This is a genomic window from Mycobacterium sp. NBC_00419 (genome assembly GCF_036023875.1).
Classification (GTDB): Bacteria; Actinomycetota; Actinomycetes; order Mycobacteriales; family Mycobacteriaceae; genus Mycobacterium.
In genome coordinates, this window is sequence record NZ_CP107931.1 from 1394109 (window position 1) to 1414541 (window position 20433).

Sequence of the window (20433 nt, forward strand, 5' to 3'; positions counted from 1 at the left end):
ACGAACCTACCTGAGACAAGCCTGAGAAGGCAGCCGGTAATGACGTTTTGGAGTCAAATTCTTTTCTGCGATTGGGCACCGGATTTGTGGGACATTGTGCCCAGGCCCCAGACAGAGAGGTGCCCCTCCTTCCGAGGAAGGAGGGGCACCTGTCAGCCCTGAGATTTACTCGGAGGACTTGCTGGCAGCGGCCTTGTGGGCGGCGCGCGCCGAGCCACCGGTGCTCTTGCTGGCACCCGAGCCCGAGCCTTCGCTCGACCCGGCGGACGAACCACCGTTGTTGTCACCGGCGGTGGCACTGCCACCGGCGGCGTCGTTGGACTTGGTGCTCTCGACAGCCGGCGTCGAGGTCTCAGCAGCCGCGGCACGCAGCGAGGAGGCCGACGGAGCAGCAGGGCTGACCGCGGTCGCCGGCGGCGGTGCCGGGTTAGCCGTGGCCAAGCCGGACTGAACCGCCTTGACGACACTCGAGAGGACCGTGCGGACGCTGGGCACGAATGCCGAGATCGGGGCCGGAGCCGGAACGCCGACACCGATGGTCACGCCGAGCACAGCGCCCGGAATGCCGGTCGGGCCGAGCAGACCGTCGACGACCGCGTTCCAAGCGTTCTCGAACGGGTTGGCCCCGCCGAACGCGGCGACGGTGTTGGTGACGACCTGGACGACGCTGCCGACCACGACCAACGCCTGGTTGATGATGACCTGCGGCAGCGAGCTCAGGATCGGCACCAGGTTGTTGACCACCGCGGTCGCCCGGGTGATGACACCCTGCAACACGTAGTTGCCGGCGGCCAGAGCGTTGGCACCGGCGGCCTGGACCGCGGTCACCAGCGTGCTGATCGCACCGGGAACGTTCAGGGACAGCAGGTCGCCTGCGGCATTCCATACGCCTTCACTCAGCAGCGTCGCGCTGGTGTTGAAGCCGTTGATGGAGTTGTACAGGTAGTCCGAACCGTTGAGCCCGAGCTGCCGGACGACGGGCAGCGCGTCCTTGATGATCTGCGGCAGAACACCCAGCGACGACACCGTGCCGGTGTACGGCGCCGGCAGCGGCACGCCTGGAGTCTGCTCGAAGACGTAGCCATTGAGGGCGCCCAGGGTGCCCAGCAGTTCGGTGATCGGGCTGTCGAAACCAGCCAGCTGAACGGCGGCCGAGGCGGCCGGAGACTGGATGGCCGGCAGCGCCAGATCGTGCTGCGCAACGACGGGGGTCATCGCGATGGCGCTTGCCCCTACGACCGCGGCAGTACCCGCGATCAAGTGTGATCGAAGTGAGATTTGCATGATTTCCTCCCGTAGGTGACTGCACTGTCAATTGACAAGCTACCTGAGAAAAACCTAAGTGGAAGCCAATATTGACGTTTTTTAGGGAAATTCTTTTCTAATCGTCAGAACCCCTATTCTTGGTTAACTCCTTGTAAAGCGGAACATGACATTTCACCAGGACAACGCGCCGGTGATGCGGATCACAGCTAACAAATATGCCGTTGTCCTGAAAATTAAGGACCAAGGACCCACCCCCCGAAGATCCGACGGGAGGTCGGTTTTCTCAGGTTTCTCGGCCGATCCGGCCGCGTCTCACAGGTGACTCACACCTGCCGGCGGGCCCTCAGTCGGGGATGGCGGCGGCGTCAGGAACGACGACGGAGAACAGGTCCGCCAGCGCCGCCAGGCTCGCCGTCTGCAGCGCCTGGGCGCTCACCGGCTCACCGGTGGGGCCGGGCAGAGCTCGGGTGGCGGTGGCCGCCGCGACCACTGTCGGGGCGTAGCCGAGGTTGAAGGCTCCCCTGGTGGTCGAGTTCACGCACATGTGCGTCATGAAGCCGGCAACCACGAGGTTCTGGGCGCCGACGGCCTTGAGCCGCGCGTCGAGATCGGTCTCGACGAAGGAGTTGGGGTAGTTCTTCACCACCACCGGCTCGTCGCCGCGCGGGGCGACCCGCTCGACGATGGCGCCACTGTGTCCGCTGACGTCGTACAGCGAGCCGGGCCCGTCGTCGTGCTGGATGTGAATGACCGGGATTCCCGCCGCACGGGCCCGCTCCAGCAGCGCCGCCGTCTCGTCCAGCGCGGCCTGCACACCCTCGAGTTCCATCACACCTTCGGTATAGGTGTTCTGGCAGTCGATAAGGACGAGCGTCGAGTCGGCGAGGCTCACCGGTTCGAGAGGCAGACCGGCCAGCGCGCGCAAGGTGGTGGGATCACTCATGGCCGCAACGCTACTTCGTGACGGCCAGCACCGCCTGCGCATACTCGGGCCGGCACACCACCAGATCGGGCAGCAGCGGATCGGGCCGGTTGTAGAGCAGCGGGGAGCCGTCGATGCGCGAAGTGTGCAACCCCGCTGCGCGGGCCACCGCGACAGGAGCTGCCGAATCCCACTCGTACTGCCCGCCTGCGTGCACGTAGACATCGGCGCGACCCTGCACCACGGCGGCGACCTTCGCGCCGGCCGAACCCATCTCGACCAGGGTGCCGCCCAGTGCGTCGCGCACCTGAAGGGCGACCGCGGGCGGCCGGGTTCGGGAGACCACCACGCGCGGTGATTGCGGTCCAGCGGGCGGAGCCGCCACCGTGGGGGTGGCCAGCGTGACGCCCTGCGCGGGAAGCGCCACCGCTCCGGCGATCAACTCACCGGCTTGCCACAGCGCGACGTGAACCGCCCAGTCGTCCCGGTCGAGTTCGGAGAACTCCCGGGTACCGTCCAGCGGATCGACGATCCACACCCGCTCGCTGCGCAGCCGTACCGGATCGTCGGCGCCTTCCTCGGACAGCACCGCGTCGGCCGGCCGCGCGTTGGCCAGCGCCTCCATCAGATAGTCATGAGAACGCTTGTCCCCAGCAGCTTTTCGTTCTGCACCGGTGGCCTCAGCCAACTCCACCCGGACCGCGAGCAGCAGCTCACCGGCTTCGGTGGCCAGCGCGGCGGCCAGCTCGTGATCGCTCACCGGGGAGTCTCCAGCAGCTCGACCACCTGATCGGCCAGTTCGTCGGGGCCGTGCTCCGGGGTCAGCCGCAGGTCGGGACTCTTCGGCCGTTGGTAGGGGCTGTCGATACCAGTGAAGTGGCTGATCTCCCCGGCGCGGGCCTTGGCATACAGGCCCTTGGGGTCACGGCGCTCGCAGTCCTCCAGCGGGGTGTCGACGAAGATCTCGAAGAACTCCACGCCGGTGTCGGTGTGCACCTTGCGAGCCAATTCGCGGTGCTCCTCGAGTGGGCTGATCACCGGCACCAGGACCGTCAGGCCGGCATCGGCCATCAGTGTGGCGATGTGGGCCAGCCGGCGCAGGTTCTCGGCACGGTCGGCCATCGAGAAACCGAGATCGGCGTTGAGTCCGTGGCGCAGGTTGTCACCATCGAGAATGTATGCGGGGCAACCGTGTTCGAGCAGCTTCTGCTCCACCAGGACCGCCACCGATGACTTCCCCGAGCCGGACAGCCCGGTGAACCACAACGTACGGCCCTTGGTCAGCCGGTCACCGGCGGAGACCAGCGACTGATGGCGCACCGTGTTCGGCGACGCGGCGCGGGTGGCGACGGGCGCGGTGTCGCGGACCATACCCGCGGCCACGGTCACGTTGTTGTCCGGGTCGATCAGGATGAACGAACCGGTGGCCGCATTTCGTGAGTATTCGTCGAGCAGCAGCGGCACCTGGGTGCGCAACGTGACACGGCCGAGTTCATTGAGCTTCAACGCCGTTGCGCTCTTGTCGCGGTGCAGGGTGTTGACGTCGAGGCGATAGTCCAGTCCTACGACCCGGGCCCGGGTGGTGCGGGTGGTCTGCTTGATGATGTAGTCGCGGCCCGGCTCCAGAGCGGCGTCGTCGGCCATCCAGCACACCGTCGCGTCGAACTCACTGGAAACGATCGGCTGGTTCTGCGGACGGGCCAGCAGGTCGCCCCGGGAGATGTCGATGTCGTCGGCCAGGCTGATCGACACCGCCATCGGCGGGAACGCCTCGTCCACCGGACCGGTCGGACCGTCAATCGTGGTGATGCGACTGGTCTTTCCGCTCGGTAGCACCACGACCTCGTCGCCGGGGCGCAGCACACCGCCAGCCACCGTGCCGGCATAGCTGCGATGGTCGGCGTGCTCGACGGTCTGCGGACGGATCACGTACTGCACCGGGAATCGCACGTCGACCAGGTTTCGATCGCCTGCGACGTAGACCTCTTCGAGGTGGCTCAACAACGGCGGGCCGTCGTACCACGGCGCCTTGTCCGACTTGGTCACCACGTTGTCGCCGTTGAGCGCCGACATCGGGATGGTGGTCACGTCCTTGATGTCCAGGCGGGCGGCGAAGGCGTGGAACTCGTCGCGGATCCACTCGAATCGCTCACGGTCCCAGTTGATCAGGTCCATCTTGTTGACGGCGAGCACCACGTGCTGCACACCGAGCAGCGACGCCAGGAAGGCGTGGCGGCGGGACTGCTCGAGCAGCCCGTGACGGGCGTCGACGAGCACGATCACCAGTTGGGCGGTGGAGGTTCCGGTCACCATGTTGCGGGTGTACTGGATGTGGCCCGGGGTGTCGGCGATGATGAATTTCCGCTTGGGCGTGGCGAAGTAGCGGTAGGCCACGTCGATAGTGATGCCCTGTTCGCGCTCGGAGCGCAGGCCGTCGGTCACCAGGGCGAGGTCGGTGTAATCGTTACCGCGCTCACGCGACGTCCGCTCGACGGCCGCGAGCTGGTCCTCCATCACGGCCTTCGAGTCATACAGCAGACGGCCGATCAGAGTGGACTTGCCGTCGTCGACAGATCCGGCAGTGGCGATCCTCAAAAGCGTTGCCATCAGAAGTAGCCCTCCCGCTTGCGGTCTTCCATACCGGCTTCAGAAATTCGGTCATCGGCGCGGGTGGCGCCACGTTCGGTCAGCCGCGACACGGCCGTCTCGGCGATCACGTCCTCGACGGTCGAGGCCGTCGACTCCACACAACCGGTGCACGTCACGTCACCCACGGTGCGGAATCGCACCGAGGTTTCGAACACCTCTTCGCCGGGGTTCGGCTGCAGGAATTCGTGGACGGCCAACAGCATTCCGTCGCGCTGGAACACCGGACGCGTGTGCGCGTAGTAGATCGCCGGCAGCGGGATGTCCTCGGCGCCGATGTAGGCCCAGATGTCGTATTCGGTCCAGTTCGACAGCGGGAACACCCGGATGTGCTCACCCTTGCGGTGCCGGCCGTTGTAGAGGTTCCACAGTTCGGGGCGCTGCGCCTTCGGGTCCCACTGACCCCATTCGTCGCGGAAGCTGAACACCCGTTCCTTGGCGCGGGCCTTCTCCTCGTCGCGCCGTGCCCCGCCGAAGGCCGCGTCGAACTTGTTCTCGCGGATGGCGCGCAGCAGCGTGACGGTCTGCAGCGGATTGCGCGACGGGCCGTTGTCCACCACCCGTCCGGCGTCGATGTCCTCTTCGACGCTGGCCACCACCAGGCGCACGCCATAGTGCTCGACCAGTTGGTCGCGGGTGGAGAGCACCTCGTCGAAGTTGTGACCGGTGTCGACGTGCATCACCGGGAACGGCAGCCGGCCCGGCGCGAACGCCTTGCTGGCCAGGTGCAGCATGACGATCGAGTCTTTACCGCCGGAGAACAACAGCACCGGCCGCTCGAACTCGGCCGCGACCTCGCGGATGATGTGGATCGCCTCAGCCTCCAGCGACCTCAGATGGCTCAGCTCGTACTGCCCCGGCTTGGGGCGTTCGACCACCGGACTTGCCATAAAGTTTCCTCGTAAAGTTGGTAGGTTTGACCAGAATTACAAAGCTAGTCGGGAATCTAATGAGCGGACAGTGCGAAGTCAAGAGTTCTGCGCGAGTCAACCGCGCCGAGCTGTACCTAGCCCGCGGCGACGTGGTCGGCGCAATCAACCCGCAGATCAGAAACGGCCATCGGGGTGTCGTAGAACAGGCAGCGATAATCGCCCCGTCCCTGCCCTACCCCGAGGTGGGTGCACGTGCTGCACGCCCGGCTCACCGGAACCAGACCCGCCTCGTGCAGCGTGCCCAGCACCGCGATCAAGCTGTCCAGCAGCTGCTCACTGTCGGCCCTGTCCAGCTTCGAGGCGGCGACCTCGGCAGGTGCGGTCCAGCGATGCACCGAGGCGGCGACCTTGCGACCGGCGGCGGTCAGGATCAGCTCATGGCTGCGCCGGTCGGCTGGATCGCGCTGACGGGTGATCAGACCCTTGCGGGCCAGCGTTCCGATCGCGTCGCTGACCGTCGGATCGGACACGTTGAGCTCGCGGGCCAGCGTGGTGCTGCGGGCGGCCGGCGGCGGCCCCACATACAACCAGGTGAGCACCCGCAACTGGGTGCTCGACAGGTCGTTGGCTTCGGCCGCGCGCCGGGCCAGCACATGCAGCGCGTCGCCGATGCGGTCCAGCGCCCCGACGATCTTGGAGTCGAGGCTCGGGTGGCGTTCCTGGCCGTGCCTCAGAGAACGACCTCGTTGAGCTTGCCGGTCGCGACGTCGAAGACGAATCCACGCAGCGACTCGTGCTTGGTGACGAACGGGCTGAGCTCGATGCGCCGCAACGATTGGCGCACATCCTCTTCCACGTCGGGGAACGCTTCGGCGGCCCACTCCGGCTTGATACCCGTCTCGTCCTGCAGGTCGCGCTTGAACACGTCGTCGGTGAAGGTCAGCATGCCGCAGTCGGTGTGGTGGATGAGGATGATCTCCCTGGTGCCCAGCAGCCGCTGGCTGATCGCCAGCGAACGGATCTCGTCATCGGTGACCACCCCGCCGGCATTGCGGATCACGTGGGCCTCGCCGTCGTTGAGGCCCAGAATCCGGTAGACGTCCAGACGCGCATCCATGCACGCGACCACCGCGACATGCTTGCTCGGCGGTAGCGGCAGCGGACCGGTGAAGGTCTTGGCGTACTCGACGTTGTTGGCCAGGTATTCGTCGGTGACGGTCACCGGGTCCTCCTCATTCGGGTTGCACAACAGTTCGGGTGGATCGTAGAACCGGATTCGGCCCGGCATCACCAGTGAGAATCAGCGCGATTTCAATAGTTAGGATTCCTCGGCATCTGGCGCAGCCTACGTCTCATGCCCAAACTTTCCCGCAGCGACTGGTACGACCTGGCTCGCGACACCAACTGGACGTTCCGCTACGTCACCGAGGAGGAGGCGTTCCCCGAGGCACTCTCCGGCTCGCACCGCGTGTCGGCCGAGGGCTGGCTCAAATGGGACGAGCCCTACAAGATCGGCTACCGCGAGTACGTCCACAACCAGGTCACCAAAGACACCACGACCTATTCACTGAAGAACGCCATCGGGCGCTCCAAGCTCTTCGACTCCCTGGACCCGGGCTGGAAGTCGGTGATCGTCGCGCACTACGGGGCGATCACCATGCCCGAGTACCTGGCCTCGATCGGTGAGGCCCGGATGGGCCGGTTCGGCCGGGCCGCGGCCTGGCGCAACACCGCGACCTTCGGCACCCTCGACGAGGTTCGGCACGGACAGATCCAGGCGTTCTTCCCCTACGGCCTGCTCGACAAGGAACCCCGCGGCGACTGGGCGCTCAAGGCGTTTCACACCAACGACTGGATCGTGCTGGCCGTGCGCTATCTGTTCGACGACATGTTCGTCGCCAACGACGCCACCTCGATCGCACTGCAGTTGACGTTCACCCTGGAGACCGGGTTCACCAACCTGCAGTTCCTGGGCATGGCCGCCGACGCGATCGATGTCGGTGACCTGGAGTTCGGCGCGCTGATCTCCTCGATCCAGACTGACGAGGCCCGCCACGCCCAACAGGGCGAGCCCACCATCAAGGTGCTCATCGAGAACGGCGAGAAGGAGTGGGGCCAGTTCCTCATCGACCACATGTTCTGGCGGTCGTGGCGGATCTTCGCGCTGCTCACCGGGTTGTCGATGGACTACTACACCCCGCTGGAGAGCCGGCGGATGAGCTTCAAGGAGTTCATCGAGGACTGGGTGGTCAAGCAGTTCGCCGACCAGTTCCGCGACTTCGGCCTCGACTACCCCTGGTACTGGCAGGAATTCATCGACGAGCTGACCTGGTACCACCACGCGATCCACCTCGGCGTGTGGAACTACCGCCCGACGGTGTGGTGGAACCCCGACGCGGGGGTGTCGGCGCAGGAGCGGTTGTGGCTCGAGGAGAAATACCCCGGCTGGAACCGTGACTTCGGCAAGCACTGGGACGTCATCACCGAGAACGTCCGCAACGGTGACATCGCCGCCACGCTTCCCGAAACGCTGCCGATCACCTGCAACCTGTGCCAGCTGCCGATCGTGCGGGCCGCCGGCGTCATTCGGGGAGCACACACCGACCCCGCCCCGCTGACCCATGTCCACGACGGCCGCAAGTACCTGTTCTGCTCCGAGCCCTGCCGGTGGATCTTCACCCAGCGCCCGGAGCGCTTCGCCGGCCACCAGTCGCTGATCGACCGGGTGCTGTCGGGCGAGATCAGCCCGCCCGATCTTCCGACGGTGCTGGAGTACTTCGGCCTGTCGCCGGAGGAACAGGGCCGCGACGCCGACGACTATGCCTGGGCCAAGAAGACCTAGAGAGGAACTGACATGGCACTTCTGCCCCTGACCGCCCTGTTCGAGGGTGACATCCTGGAACTGCTCATCCCGGTCGACGACGGTGACACCGTGGACTCGGTGAGCCAACAGATCGCCCACCACGTTGTCGGCCGCCGGGTCGCCCGCAAGGACGCCCCGATCCGGTTGCGGCACAACGGTTCCGTGCTGGACCCGACGTTGGTGATCGGCGCTGCCGGAGTAGCGCCGCTGGATCACGTCGAGGCCTTCTATGGGTGAGACGCTGGCCTGGACGCCGGTGGCCACCGTCGATGACCTCTGGGAAGGCGAGGTCGGCGAGTTCTACGCCGGCGACCAACCGATCCTGTTGGCGCACTTGCGTACCGGTGAGATCCGCGCCTACGAGGGCACCTGCCCGCACGCCGGCTTCCCACTGGGCGACGGCGAGGTCGTCGACGACATCCTGACCTGCTCGGCGCACAGCTGGGAGTTCGACCTCACCACCGGCGACGGCGTAAACCCGCCCGGTTGCCGGCTGCGCAGCTATCAGGTGCGCCGCGACGGCGACCAGATCGCAGTACTTCTGAGCGGAGACAACACATGACAAGCACCGAGATCAAGCTCGTCGGCCCGATCGTGCGCGGCTTCGACCCCGACGTGGTCGAGGCGCTGACCGAGGCGATCGCCATCGACAACCCGGACGCCGAGATCACCATCGACGACCACGCCGGCTACGTCCGGATCCACGCACCGTGGTTCCTGCGCGTCACCCGGGCCAGCCTGGAACAGGCTGCCGGACAATCCCTTCCGCTGGCATCCCTGGAGCCGGCCATCGCCGGGTTCGCCGGTCGGATGCGCTACGTCGGCGACGACGAACTGCACTGGTTTCTGGAACGAGAGGACTAGCAATGACTTCCGCCGCACCCCGCCGGCTCAAGACCTGGAGCGTCGTCGGGGACACCCGCCGCAAGCCCACTGAATACGAGGCCGTCACCGGCAACTTCCACTACCACTTCAATCGCACACCGGCGCCGTTCGACCTGGACCCGGGCAGCGAGATCAACCAGTGGTACCTCAAACACCGCGAGGGCTCCCCGCTGCAGGCACCGGACTGGGAGGGTTTCCGCGACCCGGCCGCACTGAACTACCGCCGCTACATCGCCCTGCAGCATGACCGGGAGGTGTACGCCGAGGGCGTCGTCGACCACTACGAGGCACTCGACCACGACGCCAAGCTGGACCCGGCGTGGGTGTCGGTACTCGAGCGCGTGTACCTGCCGGCCCGATTCGCCCTTCACGTCCTGCAGATCACCTCGCTGTACGTGGGCCAGCTTGGACCCTCCGCCTACATCACCAACGCGGCGTTCTTCGGTGCCGCCGACGAGTTGCGGGCCCTGCAGTGGATCGCCTACCGGGCGAAGTCCCTGTCGCTGAGCCACGGCACCCAGCTGGCCAATACCGAAGCCACCCGGCGCATCTGGGAACTCGACGAGGCGTGGCAGCCGGCCCGGGAGGCGCTGGAGCGTTTGCTGCTGGCCTACGACTGGGGCGAGGCGTTCACCGCGCTGAACCTAGTGGTCAAGCCGACGCTGGACGCCCTGCTCAAGGAGGCGTTCGTCGACCTGGCCAGCGCCAACGGTGACGGTCTGACGGCGGCGCTGCTGCAGGAGTCCCGGGTGGACACCACCCGCAACCAGGCCTGGAGCGCCACGCTGGCGCGCTATGCGCTGGCCCAGAACCCGGACAACCGCGGTGTCATCGCGGGGTGGGCCGACGCGTGGCGACCGCTGGCCGACCGCGCGGTCGACGGGCTGGCCGCGACGTTCGCGGACGCGCCGTCGCCGCTGGACGCGGATTCGGTGCGCAACCGAGTGAGCTCGTCGGTGGCTGCGTTCACCGAATCCTGGAGCGGCTGAGGCGTTACGGCGCTTCGGGCGGCTCGGCGGTCACCGGTGGTGAGGCGACCTCGGGTGCCCTGGTCAACTCGGTGGTCGTCACCACGGCGGTGTCGCCGGTCGTCATCTCCGGTACCGCCGGGGAGGTGAACGTTCCCGGGTCCGACACGATGGTGCCGCCGGGGCCGCTGACCACCGACGTGGCCAGCGCTCCCATGACGATGATGGCGCTACCCCCGATGACGGCCGAGGCGGCCTTGATCCGCGAACGCGGTGTGGGCTGATTCGGTTTCATATATGTCGGTTAACCGCGTACCGGGGGCGGCAAACCTGCGGCGTGTCGCGCTCTTGTCGTCGGAATCGGCCACCATCTCCTACCCTGTGCTGCATGCAGTCAGGGCTGGGCACGCGCGCATGACGCGATTCCTGGCGCGCCGCCTGCTCAACTATCTGGTGTTGCTGGCACTGGCCTCGTTCCTGACGTTCACCCTGACGTCGCTGACGTTCGCCCCGCTCAACAGCCTGCTGCAGCGCAATCCGCGCCCGCCGCAGGCGGTCATTGACGCCAAGGCCGCCGAACTCGACCTCGACAAGCCGATTCCGCTGCGTTATGCCCACTGGGTGGCAGGTGCGGTACAGGGCGACTTCGGCACCACCGTCAACGGTCAGCCGGTCTCCGAGGAGTTGTGGCGGCGAATCGGGGTGAGCCTGCGACTGCTGGTGATCGGCTCGGTGCTGGGCACCGTGATCGGTGTGGTGGTCGGAGCCTGGGGTGCGATCCGCCAATACCGATTATCGGATCGCGTCATCACCTTCTTGTCGCTGCTGGTGATCAGCACACCGACGTTCGTGATCGCCAACCTGCTGATCCTGGCGGCCCTCAACGTCAATTCCGTTCTGGGGGTTCAGCTTTTCGAGTACACCGGTGAGACCTCCCCGGACGCCGTCGGCGGGCCGTGGAACCAGTTCGTCGACCGGCTGCAGCACCTGATCCTGCCCACCACCACGCTGGCGCTGACAGCGATCGCCGGATACAGCCGCTACCAACGCAATGCGATGCTCGACGTGCTGGGTCAGGACTTCATCCGCACGGCACGGGCCAAAGGGCTGACCCGCCGGCAGGCGTTGTTCAAGCACGGCCTGCGCACCGCCCTGATCCCGATGGCGACGCTGTTCGCCTACGGTGTCGCGGGGTTGGTCACCGGTGCGGTGTTCGTAGAGAAGATCTTCGGCTGGCACGGCATGGGTGAGTGGGTGGTGCAGGGTATCGCCACCCAGGACACCAACATCGTCGCGGCGATCACCGTGTTCTCCGGCGCGGTGGTGTTGTTGGCGGGCCTGCTGTCCGACGTCATCTACGCGATCCTCGACCCCCGGGTGCGGGTGACATGACCGACACCACCGCGCAAACCGGCGTCAAGCCCGAGGAGTTCGCGTCGCGACGCACCCTGGTGCTGCGCCGCTTCGCGCGCAACCGGCTGGCCATGGCATCCCTGGTGGTGCTCGTGCTGCTGTTCGTCGGCTGCTACGCCCTGCCGCCGCTGCTGCCCTGGTCCTACACCGAGCTGGACTTCTACAACCTGCAATCACCCCCGACCCCCGAGCACTGGTTCGGCACCAACGCCCTCGGCCAGGATCTGCTGGCACAGATCCTGCGCGGTATGCAGAAGTCGATGCTGATCGGCCTGTGCGTGGCGGTGATCTCCACGGCAATCGCCGCGACGGTCGGCTCGATCGCCGGCTACTTCGGCGGCTGGCGCGACCGGGCCCTGATGTGGTTCGTCGACCTGCTGCTGGTGGTGCCCAGTTTCATCCTGATCGCGATCATCACCCCGCGCACCAAGAACTCCGCCAACGTCGCCCTGTTGATCGTGCTGCTCGCCGGGTTCAGCTGGATGGTCAGTTCACGGATGGTGCGCGGCCTGACGATGAGCCTGCGCGAGCGTGAATTCGTTCAGGCGGCGCGGTATATGGGTGTTCCCAGCTGGCGGATTATCACCCGCCACATCGTGCCCAACGTGGCCTCGATCCTGATCATCGACACGGCGCTGAACGTCGGGGTGGCGATCCTGGCCGAAACCGGTTTGAGCTTCCTGGGTTTCGGGGTCCAGCCGCCCGACGTCTCGCTGGGCACCCTGATCGCAGACGGCACCAAGTCGGCTACCACGTTCCCGTGGGTGTTCCTGTTCCCGGCCGGGGTGCTGGTCCTGATCCTGGTGTGCGCCAACCTGACCGGCGACGGCCTGCGCGACGCCCTTGACCCGGGCAGCGCGAACCTGCGGCACCGGAAGAAGAAGCGGACATGACCGAGCCGCTGCTGGAAGTCAGCGACCTGAGCGTACGCTTCCCCACTGACACCGAGGACCTCAAGGCGGTGCGCGGGTTGACCTACCAGGTGGCGGCCGGCGAGGTCGTGGCGATGGTCGGCGAATCCGGCTCGGGCAAGTCGGCGGCGGCCATGGCTGTCATCGGGCTGCTGCCCGAGTACGCCGAGGTGTCCGGTTCGGTGCGTCTAGGCGGCCAGGAACTACTCGGCCTGTCCGACGCCGGCATGTCGCAGATCCGCGGCAAGCGGATCGGCACCGTGTTCCAGGACCCGATGTCGGCACTGACCCCCGTCTACACCGTCGGCGATCAGATCGCCGAGGCGATCCGGGTGCACAACTCCCAGGTGTCCAAGCAGACCGCCCGCACGCGGGCCGTGGAGCTTCTGGAGTTGGTGGGCATCGCCCAGCCCGACCGGCGCGCCCGGGCTTTCCCGCACGAACTGTCCGGCGGGGAACGCCAACGCGTCGTCATCGCGATCGCGATCGCCAACGACCCCGATCTGCTGATCTGCGATGAGCCGACCACCGCCCTCGACGTCACGGTCCAGGCCCAGATTCTCGAGGTGCTCAAGACCGCGCGCGACGTGACCGGTGCCGGGGTGTTGATCATCACCCACGATCTGGGTGTGGTGGCCGAGTTCGCCGACCGCGCACTGGTGATGTACGCCGGACGCGCCGTCGAGGTGGCCGGCGTCGACGACCTCTACCGGGACCGCCGAATGCCCTACACCGCAGGGCTTTTGGGTTCGGTCCCGCGGCTGGATTCACCGCAGGGTTCGCGGCTGGTGCCGATACCGGGCGCTCCCCCGTCACTGGTGCACCTGCCGCCTGGGTGCCCGTTCGCCCCGCGCTGCCCGTTGGCGGTCGACGATTGCCGCAGCGCCGAACCCGCGCTGACCAGCGTCGGCGACGGGCATGCGGCGGCCTGCATCCGCACCGAACTGGTCGAGGGCCGAAGCGCCGCCGATATCTACGGCGTGTCGACCCAGCCCGTTGCCGCCGACGACGACGCCGAACCCGAGATCGTGATCAGCGTGCGCGACCTGACCAAGACCTACCGGCTGACCAAAGGTGTGGTGTTTCGCCGCACCATCGGGGAAGTCCGTGCGGTCGACGGGATCAGCTTCGACCTGCAGCGCGGGCGCACCGTCGGGATCGTCGGCGAATCCGGGTCCGGGAAATCGACCACCCTGCACGAGATCCTGGAACTACAGGCACCGCAGGACGGCACGATCGAGGTCCTCGGCAACAACGTCGCCGAGCTGACCGCCGCCCGTCGCCGTGAGCTCCGCCGCGACCTCCAGGTGGTGTTCCAGGATCCCGTCGCCTCCCTGGACCCGCGGCTACCCGTCTTCGACCTGTTGGCAGAACCCCTGCAGGCCAACGGTTTCGACAAGAGCCACATCGACACCCGGGTGGCCGAATTGCTCGAGATCGTCGGGCTGGGCCGCACCGACGCCAGCCGCTACGCCCAGGAGTTCTCCGGCGGACAGAAGCAGCGCATCGGCATCGCGCGGGCCTTGGCCCTGCAACCCAAGATATTGGCCCTCGACGAACCGGTGTCGGCGCTGGACGTGTCGATCCAGGCCGGCATCATCAACCTGCTGCTGGATCTGCAACGGCAGTTCGACCTGTCGTATCTGTTCGTCTCCCACGACCTGTCGGTGGTCAAGCACCTGGCCCACCGCGTGGCGGTGATGTACCGCGGCGCGATCGTCGAATACGGCGACGCCGACGACATCTTCGGCAACCCGCAGCACGAGTACACCAGGAAGTTGCTGGCCGCTATCCCGCAACCGGATCCGACTCGCCGCTAGCATCGTTCCCGTGACTCACGCGCGAACAGACACAAAATCGCACTCGAACGGCCTGCGGAACGCGATTATGCGTCTGCTCGCGGTGGGGATGGCCCTGACATTGGTGGTGTCCGGCTGCTCGTCCGGCAAGCAGGAGGTCCCGTCCGCGGGCGGCAATGCCGAGGTCGGATCCACCAGCGACATCAACCCGCAGGACCCGGCGACGCTGCGCAACGGCGGCAATCTGCGCCTGGCACTGTCGTCGTTCCCGTCGAACTTCAACACCCTCAACATCGACGGCAACGAGGCCGACACCGGCAGCCTGCTCAAGCCCACCCTGCCCAGGGCGTTCATCATCGCCGCCGACGGGTCGATGAAGGTCAACACCGACTACTTCACCAGCGTCGAATTGACATCCACCAGCCCGCAGGTCGTCACCTACACGATCAACCCGAAGGCGACGTGGTCGGACGGCACGCCGATCACCTGGGAGGACATCGCCTCCCAGATCAACGCCACCAGCGGCAAGGACAAAGCGTTCGCGATCGCGGCCCCCAACGGAAGCGACCGGGTCGGCTCGGTCACCCGCGGTGCCGACGACCGGCAGGCGATCGTCACCTTCGCCAAGCCGTACGCCGAGTGGCGCGGAATGTTCGCCGGCAACACGATGCTCCTGCCGAAGTCCATGACCGCCAGCCCCGAGGTGTTCAACAAGGGTCAGCTCAGCGGTCCGGGACCGTCGGCGGGCCCGTTCGTGGTCTCCACGCTTGACCGCACGGCGCAGCGAATCGTGTTGACCCGCAATCCCAAATGGTGGGGCACGCGGGCGCTACTCGACTCGATCACCTACCTGGTGCTCGATGACGCGGCGCGCATCCCGGCGCTGCAGAACAACACCATCGACGCCACCGGGCTCGGCTCGCTCGACGAGCTGACGATCGCCCGTCGCACCGCGGGGATCTCGGTTCGTCGTACGCCCGGATTGAGCTGGTATCACTTCACCTTCAACGGTGCGCCCGGGGCGATCCTGTCGGACAAGGCGTTGCGGCTGGCCGTCGCCAAGGGCATCGACCGCCAGGCCATCGCCGACGTGACACAGCGCGGACTGGTCGACAAGCCGGTGCCGCTCAACAACCACATCTTCGTCGCCGGGCAGAAGGGCTACCAGGACAACAGCGCCGTCGTGGCCTACGACCCGGAGAAGGCCACGGCCGAACTCGACGCGCTGGGCTGGAAACTCAATGGCCAGTTCCGGGAAAAGGACGGCAAGCAACTGGTGATCCGCGACGTGCTCTACGACTCGCAGACCACCAGGCAGGTCGCGCTGGTCGCGCAGAACAGCCTGGCCCAGATTGGGGTGAAGCTGGAGATCGACGCCAAGCCCGGCAACGGGTTCTTCACCAACTACGTCAACGTCGGGGACTTCGACATCACCCAGTTCTCCTGGGTCGCCGACGCATTCGCGCTGTGCTGCCTCAACCAGATCTACACCACCGGAGCCGAAAGCAACTTCGGCAAGATCAGCAGCCCCGAGATCGACGCCAAGGTCGAGGAAGTGCTCGACGAACTGGATCCCGACAAGGCCCGCACACTGGCCAACGAGGTAGACAAGCTGATCTGGGGCGAGGTGTTCAGCCTGCCGCTGTTCCAGTCCGCCGGCAACGTCGCGGTGCGCAGCAATCTGGCCAACTTCGGGCCGGCCGGCCTCGGCGACCTGAACTACAGCGCGATCGGCTTCACGAAGTAACGCGCTGGGCTTTGCCCACCAGCTTGGGCACCACCTCGGGTAACGCCGCCTCGATACGCGCCGCGGTCCCGATCGCCGAGACCATCAGGCGCAGGGCGGGCCGGGTCGGCATGGCGTCGAGGGCAGTGGCCTGACGGGGCAGGCTGGCCGCCCGACCAGCCGAGACCACCGACACGATGCGCAGCGCCGCCCGCTCCTTGCTGTCGAGAACGCTGTGCCCCGTGGTGGCCAGCCGCACCAGGACCGAACCCGGGATGAGGCCTGCGACTCGGTCGGCGACCGCTGGCGGCGTGGTCAGATCCCGGCCACCGGAGATGACGACGGTGGGCCAGGTGAACCTCGGCATCTCGGCAACGAGGTCGAACGGTTCGGCGACGAATTGGACGTCACCGGAGGCAAAGTCGCGCATCGCCAGCGCGGGGTCCAGCGGCCCGCCGTCGGGGATGCCGGCATAGTTCAGCTCACGGTAGGCGATGCGGCCCACGAGATCGGTTTCGTTGCGGTAGGGCGCTTTTCGGCCGACCATCAGCTCGGCGACCCGGCCCATCCCGCTCCACAACAGGTGGCGTCCCTGCAGCAGCAGGTCGAGCTGGCGGTCCAGCAGCGGCGCCCCGCCGAAGCCGTACACCGCCGCAGCGAGCTGGGCGGCGGCCGGGGTCATGACACCGTCGTCGACAAGTCGGCGCACCTTGCCCGCGAGGTCCTTGGTCTCGGGCTCCTCGCCATGCCACAACACGGTGCGCAGGGCACGGCGCACCACCTCGATGTCGTCCCCGGCCAGCAGCGGCGAGTCCAGGATCATGGCGTGCACCCGGTTCGGGTGACGCACCCCGACCCCGGCGGCGATGTAGGTGCCATACGACGTGCCGTAGATCAGTGCGCTGTCGACCTGGGCGTCGTCGAGGACAGCGGCGACGTCGTCGACAACCTGCTCGACGGTCAGCGCCTCGGGCGGCAGGTCGGCACCGGAGTCGTCGTGGCGCGACATTCCGACGCCACGGTGCTCGATCATGATCACGTCGAGCCCCTCGGCGGCGGCACGCCTGCGCAGGCCGCGGTAGAGCGCGATCGAGGCCGCACCCGGCCCACCAGGGATGATGACGACCGGATGCTTGGTCTTGCGGCCGGTGCGCACGTAGTAGAGGTCGAACTCGTCGGTTCCGGCCGGTGTCACCGGGCGGCGGACCGGTCGTACCCCCGGCAGTGCGGCGAGTTTCTCGTGGGCACGGCGGCGCTTGGAGTTGAGCGTCATCCGTGGCGGCCTCGCATGCCTCGATTCTGCCTTGCCGCGCTGGGGAATGGAATGCGCGGTTCGGTTCGGGGTGATCCAAAGCAGTGCCCCACCGCCTGCCCCGTCGGTACAACGGGGACATGACCACAGTCGAACCCCTCAACCGTCTGCTCCCCGGAACCCCTGAGTTCACCGCACTACTCGCCAATATCCGGTCTGGCGCCAAAGACCGAGATCTCAATGACGAGAACCCTTTTGACCAAGTCGATGCACTGAAGCGCGCCGGATTCGGCACGCTGCGCCTGCCCGCTGAGCTCGGCGGCGCGGATTTTACTGTGCGTCAATTATTTTCCACGATCATCGACGTTGCGGCCGCCGATCCCATTGTGGCGCATATCTTCCGAACTCATTTCTGGTTCGTCGAAGAGCGGCTGCGCACCCTCGGCGGAGGGCAGGAGCGAAGCGACCAGCGGTCACGGCAGTGGCTGGCCAAGGTTGCCGAGGGCAAGATCGTCGGCAACGCGTTCAGCGAGAAGGGGTCCAACGCCGTCGGTAGCCTGGTGTTCAACACCCGGTTGTTGCCGATTCCCGGCGGCTTCCGGCTGACCGGCGAGAAGTACTACAGCACCGGCACGTTGTTCTCCGACTATCTGACGGTCACCGCCACCACCGACCACGACTCGGTGGCCACCGTGATCATTCCGGCCGACCGGGAGGGCGTGCGCCTGGTCGACGACTGGGACGGCTTCGGGCAGCGCCGCACCGGGACCGGCACCACGATCCTGACCAGCGTCGACGTCGCCCCCGATGAGATCCTCTCGGACGCTCAGTACGACGCGCAGCCGCAGCCCACCGTGCAATACGCGTCACTGCAGCTCTACATCCACGCCGTGGTGGCCGGTGTGCTGCAGACCGTGGTCGACGACGGCACCGAGCTGTTGCGGTCGCGGAACCGCAGCTTCAGCCACGCGCTGGCCGAGGCGCCGGTAGACGATCCGCTCTACCAGCGGCTGCTCGGCGAGCTGGCCAGCACGGCCTACGTCGCGCGCGCGGCGGTGCTCGACGCCGCCGCCGCGATCGAGGCGGCCACCGACTCCGAGCGCGACGGGATTCCCGACGCCGACCTGGCGGCCGAGGCACAGCTGAAGGTGGCCAAGGTCAAGGTGCACCTCGACGACGTCGCCCCGGTGGCCGCCACCCGGCTGCTGGAACTCGGCGGGGCGAGCGCCGCGAGCCGTCAGCGCAACCTGGACCGGCATTGGCGCAACGTCCGCACCATCACGCTGCACAACCCGGTGGCCTACAAGGCGCGGGTGATCGGGCAGAACCTGTTGCACGGCACACCTGTGCCTGCCAACGCCTACTTCTGAGCCCACACCTCGCCCAAACCGACGAATGGGCGGGGAATCGCAAGTGGACGCCACCATTTCGTCGATCTCGACATACTTGGAGACCACATGACCCGACAGCTGCACCTGGGCGGATTCCAGATCGCCTCCCAGGTCACCCACTCGCATGCCGCCTGGCGACATCCGGCCAGCGACCCGGCATTCCTGACCCCGGAGTACTACCACCGGATCGGGCGCATCCTGGAACGAGGCAAGTTCGACTTCTTGTTCTTCGCCGATCTGCTGGCCGCACCCGTGCGATACGGCGACGGCATCGCCGAGCCTCTGCGCCGTGGCACGCAGGCCACAGCCACCCTGGACCCGTCCGTCGTGGCGGCCAGCATCGCGGCCGTCACAACCCGGCTGGGTCTTGCAATCACCAAGTCCGCCACCTACTTTCACCCCTACGAATTGGCCCGCATCTTCGCCAGTCTCGACCACATCACCCGCGGACGGGTGGCGTGGAACATCGTGACGTCACTGACCCAGAGCGAGGCGCAGAACTTCGGCCACGACAACCACCTCGACCATGAGTTCCGCTACGAACGCGCCGACGAGTTCGTCCGCACCACCCTGGAACTGTGGTCGAGCTGGGAGCCCGACGCCCTGGTTCAGGACAAGCAGTCCGGGGTGTTCGCCGACCCGGACCGGATCCGGCACGTCGACCACGACGGCCGCTACTTCCGCACCCGCGGGCCGCTCAACGTCCCGCACTCACCGCAGGGCCGCCCGGTGCTGATCCAGGCCGGCTCCTCGAACACCGGCAGGGACTTCGCGGCCCGGTGGGCCGAGGCCATCTTCGAGATCGACCCGACCCCGGAGGGCAGGCGAGCCTACTACGACGACATCAAGTCGCGTGCGGTGAACTTCGGCCGCAATCCCGACACGGTCCTCATCTTCCCGGCGTTCATCCCGTTCATCGGTGAGACCGAGTCGATCGCACGGGAGAAGCAGGCCTACCACAACGAATTAGCCGATCCGATCTCCGGGCTGATCACCCTGTCGGTGCACACCGACCACGACTTCTCCGGCTACGACCTCGACGCCCCGGTCGAGGACGTCCAAGTCAGCGGAACCCAAGGGCTTTTCGACGCGGTGCGCCGGGTGGCCAACCGGGACAGCCTGACGTTGCGCGATGTCGGCGCCTGGTACGCACAGGGGGTGCTGCTGCCGCAGTTCGTCGGCACCGCCGAGCAGGTGGCCGACCAGATCGAGGAGTCGTTCCTGGCCGGCGAGGCCGACGGATTCATGGTGTCGTCCGCCTCGACACCGGGCACGTTCAACGACTTCGTCGACTCGGTGGTGCCGGTGCTGCAACGCAGGGGCCTGTTCCGCACCGAGTACACCGGGACGACGCTGCGCGACCACCTGGGGCTGGGCAGCACCGAGGAGTCCAACGTCGGGCGGCGCCTGCAGGCCGCGGGTTAGTCGAGGCGCCCGCGCCATCGGGCACCTTCGTTAGGGGACAAAGTCCCGAGTTGGCTGCGTGATCTTCTGCGCGGTGCGACCGCCGTCGTACGTT

20 protein-coding genes are annotated in these 20433 nt (G+C 66.8%); 11 read left to right on the forward strand and 9 right to left on the reverse strand.

Features of this window, described 5'->3' with window-relative positions; all coding sequences use genetic code 11:
* Positions 1 to 165: 165 nt before the first annotated feature.
* The 7 genes from OG976_RS06325 to OG976_RS06355 form a co-directional block, all read right to left on the reverse strand.
* Positions 166 to 1215 carry a hypothetical protein gene (locus OG976_RS06325; RefSeq protein ID WP_328359381.1) on the reverse strand — a complete coding sequence of 350 codons (1050 nt, stop codon included), beginning with the start codon at positions 1213 to 1215 and terminating at the stop codon, positions 166 to 168.
* 394 nt (positions 1216 to 1609) lie between these two features.
* Positions 1610 to 2209 (reverse strand): isochorismatase family protein, encoded by a 600-nt coding sequence (locus OG976_RS06330; RefSeq protein WP_328359384.1) that lies wholly within the window; start codon positions 2207 to 2209, stop codon positions 1610 to 1612.
* A gap of 10 nt (positions 2210 to 2219) precedes the next feature.
* Positions 2220 to 2948 carry a 3'(2'),5'-bisphosphate nucleotidase CysQ gene (locus OG976_RS06335; RefSeq protein WP_328359387.1) on the reverse strand — a complete coding sequence of 243 codons (729 nt, stop codon included), beginning with the start codon at positions 2946 to 2948 and terminating at the stop codon, positions 2220 to 2222.
* The gene (gene cysC / locus OG976_RS06340) at positions 2945 to 4795 is read right to left on the reverse strand and encodes an adenylyl-sulfate kinase (RefSeq protein WP_328359390.1); all 1851 of its coding nucleotides are present in this window, start codon (positions 4793 to 4795) and stop codon (positions 2945 to 2947) included. The genes OG976_RS06335 and cysC overlap by 4 nt, the downstream gene beginning before the upstream one ends.
* Positions 4795 to 5724 (reverse strand): sulfate adenylyltransferase subunit CysD, encoded by a 930-nt coding sequence (gene cysD / locus OG976_RS06345; RefSeq protein WP_328359393.1) that lies wholly within the window; start codon positions 5722 to 5724, stop codon positions 4795 to 4797. The genes cysC and cysD overlap by 1 nt, the downstream gene beginning before the upstream one ends.
* Before the next feature lie 116 nt (positions 5725 to 5840).
* Positions 5841 to 6359 carry a MarR family winged helix-turn-helix transcriptional regulator gene (locus tag OG976_RS06350; RefSeq protein WP_328359396.1) on the reverse strand — a complete coding sequence of 173 codons (519 nt, stop codon included), beginning with the start codon at positions 6357 to 6359 and terminating at the stop codon, positions 5841 to 5843.
* A 77-nt stretch (positions 6360 to 6436) separates the two neighbouring features.
* The gene (locus OG976_RS06355) at positions 6437 to 6928 is read right to left on the reverse strand and encodes a beta-class carbonic anhydrase (RefSeq protein ID WP_328359399.1); all 492 of its coding nucleotides are present in this window, start codon (positions 6926 to 6928) and stop codon (positions 6437 to 6439) included.
* A 132-nt stretch (positions 6929 to 7060) separates the two neighbouring features.
* Here OG976_RS06355 and OG976_RS06360 point away from each other — a divergent pair, with 132 nt between their 5' ends.
* From OG976_RS06360 to OG976_RS06380, 5 genes are read left to right on the forward strand one after another with little or no spacing between them, the layout of a single operon-like run.
* Complete coding sequence (locus OG976_RS06360; RefSeq protein ID WP_328359402.1) at positions 7061 to 8548, forward strand: YHS domain-containing protein; 1488 nt, start codon at positions 7061 to 7063, stop codon at positions 8546 to 8548.
* Between the two features lie 12 nt (positions 8549 to 8560).
* Entirely contained in the window at positions 8561 to 8806 is a 246-nt protein-coding gene (locus tag OG976_RS06365; RefSeq protein WP_328359405.1) for a toluene-4-monooxygenase system B family protein, read from the forward strand.
* Positions 8799 to 9131, forward strand: coding sequence for a Rieske 2Fe-2S domain-containing protein (locus tag OG976_RS06370; protein ID WP_328359408.1), 333 nt, complete (start codon positions 8799 to 8801; stop codon positions 9129 to 9131). Before OG976_RS06365 ends, OG976_RS06370 begins: the two co-directional genes overlap by 8 nt.
* A complete protein-coding gene (locus OG976_RS06375; protein ID WP_328359411.1) occupies positions 9128 to 9433 on the forward strand; it encodes an MmoB/DmpM family protein in 306 nt (101 codons plus the stop codon). The genes OG976_RS06370 and OG976_RS06375 overlap by 4 nt, the downstream gene beginning before the upstream one ends.
* Before the next feature lie 2 nt (positions 9434 to 9435).
* Positions 9436 to 10443 (forward strand): aromatic/alkene monooxygenase hydroxylase subunit beta, encoded by a 1008-nt coding sequence (locus OG976_RS06380; protein WP_328359414.1) that lies wholly within the window; start codon positions 9436 to 9438, stop codon positions 10441 to 10443.
* A gap of 4 nt (positions 10444 to 10447) precedes the next feature.
* Here OG976_RS06380 and OG976_RS06385 read toward each other — a convergent pair whose 3' ends face one another.
* On the reverse strand, positions 10448 to 10717 hold the full coding sequence (locus OG976_RS06385) for a hypothetical protein (protein ID WP_328359417.1): 270 nt from the start codon (positions 10715 to 10717) through the stop codon (positions 10448 to 10450).
* Between the two features lie 119 nt (positions 10718 to 10836).
* Here OG976_RS06385 and OG976_RS06390 point away from each other — a divergent pair, with 119 nt between their 5' ends.
* The 4 genes from OG976_RS06390 (at position 10837) to OG976_RS06405 (ending at position 16292) form a co-directional block, all read left to right on the forward strand.
* Complete coding sequence (locus tag OG976_RS06390) at positions 10837 to 11814, forward strand: ABC transporter permease (RefSeq protein WP_328359420.1); 978 nt, start codon at positions 10837 to 10839, stop codon at positions 11812 to 11814.
* Positions 11811 to 12728: an ABC transporter permease gene (locus OG976_RS06395; RefSeq protein WP_328359423.1), complete on the forward strand. Its 918-nt coding sequence runs from the start codon at positions 11811 to 11813 to the stop codon at positions 12726 to 12728. Before OG976_RS06390 ends, OG976_RS06395 begins: the two co-directional genes overlap by 4 nt.
* Positions 12725 to 14566 (forward strand): ABC transporter ATP-binding protein, encoded by a 1842-nt coding sequence (locus OG976_RS06400; RefSeq protein ID WP_328359426.1) that lies wholly within the window; start codon positions 12725 to 12727, stop codon positions 14564 to 14566. Before OG976_RS06395 ends, OG976_RS06400 begins: the two co-directional genes overlap by 4 nt.
* Before the next feature lie 67 nt (positions 14567 to 14633).
* Positions 14634 to 16292, forward strand: coding sequence for an ABC transporter family substrate-binding protein (locus OG976_RS06405; protein WP_328359428.1), 1659 nt, complete (start codon positions 14634 to 14636; stop codon positions 16290 to 16292).
* On the opposite strand, the gene OG976_RS06410 is transcribed toward OG976_RS06405, so the two are convergent.
* Positions 16282 to 17544, reverse strand: a complete 1263-nt coding sequence (locus tag OG976_RS06410; RefSeq protein WP_328359431.1) for an alpha/beta hydrolase — start codon at positions 17542 to 17544, stop codon at positions 16282 to 16284. The two genes, OG976_RS06405 and OG976_RS06410, sit on opposite strands and share 11 nt — an antisense overlap.
* A 119-nt stretch (positions 17545 to 17663) precedes the next feature.
* Here OG976_RS06410 and OG976_RS06415 point away from each other — a divergent pair, with 119 nt between their 5' ends.
* Both OG976_RS06415 and OG976_RS06420 read left to right on the forward strand, forming a co-directional pair.
* Complete coding sequence (locus OG976_RS06415; protein ID WP_328359434.1) at positions 17664 to 18893, forward strand: acyl-CoA dehydrogenase family protein; 1230 nt, start codon at positions 17664 to 17666, stop codon at positions 18891 to 18893.
* Positions 18894 to 18980: 87 nt separating this feature from the next.
* Positions 18981 to 20339 carry an LLM class flavin-dependent oxidoreductase gene (locus OG976_RS06420; protein WP_328359437.1) on the forward strand — a complete coding sequence of 453 codons (1359 nt, stop codon included), beginning with the start codon at positions 18981 to 18983 and terminating at the stop codon, positions 20337 to 20339.
* The last annotated feature ends 94 nt before the right edge of the window (positions 20340 to 20433 follow it).

Coding starts and splice junctions, on each gene's coding strand:
- OG976_RS06325 (WP_328359381.1), bottom strand. CDS start 1,215: ATGACCCCCGTCGTTGCGCAGCACGATCTGGCGCTGCCGGCCATCCAG.
- OG976_RS06330 (WP_328359384.1), bottom strand. CDS start 2,209: ATGAGTGATCCCACCACCTTGCGCGCGCTGGCCGGTCTGCCTCTCGAA.
- cysC (WP_328359390.1), bottom strand. CDS start 4,795: ATGGCAACGCTTTTGAGGATCGCCACTGCCGGATCTGTCGACGACGGC.
- cysD (WP_328359393.1), bottom strand. CDS start 5,724: ATGGCAAGTCCGGTGGTCGAACGCCCCAAGCCGGGGCAGTACGAGCTG.
- OG976_RS06360 (WP_328359402.1), top strand. CDS start 7,061: ATGCCCAAACTTTCCCGCAGCGACTGGTACGACCTGGCTCGCGACACC.
- OG976_RS06365 (WP_328359405.1), top strand. CDS start 8,561: ATGGCACTTCTGCCCCTGACCGCCCTGTTCGAGGGTGACATCCTGGAA.
- OG976_RS06370 (WP_328359408.1), top strand. CDS start 8,799: ATGGGTGAGACGCTGGCCTGGACGCCGGTGGCCACCGTCGATGACCTC.
- OG976_RS06375 (WP_328359411.1), top strand. CDS start 9,128: ATGACAAGCACCGAGATCAAGCTCGTCGGCCCGATCGTGCGCGGCTTC.
- OG976_RS06380 (WP_328359414.1), top strand. CDS start 9,436: ATGACTTCCGCCGCACCCCGCCGGCTCAAGACCTGGAGCGTCGTCGGG.
- OG976_RS06385 (WP_328359417.1), bottom strand. CDS start 10,717: ATGAAACCGAATCAGCCCACACCGCGTTCGCGGATCAAGGCCGCCTCG.
- OG976_RS06390 (WP_328359420.1), top strand. CDS start 10,837: ATGACGCGATTCCTGGCGCGCCGCCTGCTCAACTATCTGGTGTTGCTG.
- OG976_RS06395 (WP_328359423.1), top strand. CDS start 11,811: ATGACCGACACCACCGCGCAAACCGGCGTCAAGCCCGAGGAGTTCGCG.
- OG976_RS06400 (WP_328359426.1), top strand. CDS start 12,725: ATGACCGAGCCGCTGCTGGAAGTCAGCGACCTGAGCGTACGCTTCCCC.
- OG976_RS06405 (WP_328359428.1), top strand. CDS start 14,634: ATGCGTCTGCTCGCGGTGGGGATGGCCCTGACATTGGTGGTGTCCGGC.
- OG976_RS06410 (WP_328359431.1), bottom strand. CDS start 17,544: ATGACGCTCAACTCCAAGCGCCGCCGTGCCCACGAGAAACTCGCCGCA.
- OG976_RS06415 (WP_328359434.1), top strand. CDS start 17,664: ATGACCACAGTCGAACCCCTCAACCGTCTGCTCCCCGGAACCCCTGAG.
- OG976_RS06420 (WP_328359437.1), top strand. CDS start 18,981: ATGACCCGACAGCTGCACCTGGGCGGATTCCAGATCGCCTCCCAGGTC.